Genomic DNA, 1,284 nt, shown 5'->3' with positions numbered 1-1,284 from the left:
AGCGCAACATGCGAATTTTCGGCGAATGTCGTCTTCACAGTATAACCAGATTGCTTGGGGTTATATGGTCAAGTGAAGAAGCGCATACGGTGGATGCCTTGGCAGTCAGAGGCGATGAAAGACGTGGTAGCCTGCGAAAAGCTTTGGGGAGTCGGCAAACAGACTGTGATCCAGAGATCTCTGAATGGGGGAACCCAGCCAGCACAAGCTGGTTATCTTGTACTGAATACATAGGTGCAAGAGGCGAACCAGGGGAACTGAAACATCTAAGTACCCTGAGGAAAAGAAATCAACCGAGATTCCCTTAGTAGTGGCGAGCGAACGGGGACCAGCCCTTAAGTTGGTTTGAGATTAGTGGAACGCTCTGGAAAGTGCGGCCATAGTGGGTGATAGCCCCGTACACGAAAATCTCTTGTCAATGAAATCGAGTAGGACGGAGCACGAGAAACTTTGTCTGAATATGGGGGGACCATCCTCCAAGGCTAAATACTACTGACTGACCGATAGTGAACCAGTACCGTGAGGGAAAGGCGAAAAGAACCCCGGAGAGGGGAGTGAAATAGAACCTGAAACCGTATGCGTACAAGCAGTGGGAGCCTACTTTGTTAGGTGACTGCGTACCTTTTGTATAATGGGTCAGCGACTTATATTCAGTGGCGAGCTTAACCGAATAGGGGAGGCGTAGCGAAAGCGAGTCTTAATAGGGCGTTTAGTCGCTGGGTATAGACCCGAAACCGGGCGATCTATCCATGGGCAGGTTGAAGGTTAGGTAACACTGACTGGAGGACCGAACCGACTACCGTTGAAAAGTTAGCGGATGACCTGTGGATCGGAGTGAAAGGCTAATCAAGCTCGGAGATAGCTGGTTCTCCTCGAAAGCTATTTAGGTAGCGCCTCATGTATCACTGTAGGGGGTAGAGCACTGTTTCGGCTAGGGGGTCATCCCGACTTACCAAACCGATGCAAACTCCGAATACCTACAAGTGCCGAGCATGGGAGACACACGGCGGGTGCTAACGTCCGTCGTGAAAAGGGAAACAACCCAGACCGTCAGCTAAGGTCCCAAAGTCATGGTTAAGTGGGAAACGATGTGGGAAGGCTTAGACAGCTAGGAGGTTGGCTTAGAAGCAGCCACCCTTTAAAGAAAGCGTAATAGCTCACTAGTCGAGTCGGCCTGCGCGGAAGATGTAACGGGGCTCAAACCATGCACCGAAGCTACGGGTATCACCTTAGGGTGATGCGGTAGAGGAGCGTTCTGTAAGCCTGTGAAGGTGAGTTGAGAAG

General features: G+C 50.9%; 1 rRNA gene. It reads left to right on the top strand.

Features of this window, described 5'->3' with window-relative positions:
- Window positions 1–66: 66 nt before the first annotated feature.
- Window positions 67–1,284: ribosomal RNA gene (locus IAE33_RS24330) — 23S ribosomal RNA — on the top strand; the annotation flags it as partial.

The organism is Pseudomonas sp. S60 (assembly GCF_016647865.1).
Classification (GTDB): domain Bacteria; phylum Pseudomonadota; class Gammaproteobacteria; order Pseudomonadales; family Pseudomonadaceae; genus Aquipseudomonas; species Aquipseudomonas parafulva.
The sequence above is the reverse complement of the archived record's forward strand: the minus strand, read 5'-3'. Positions and strand labels throughout refer to the sequence as shown.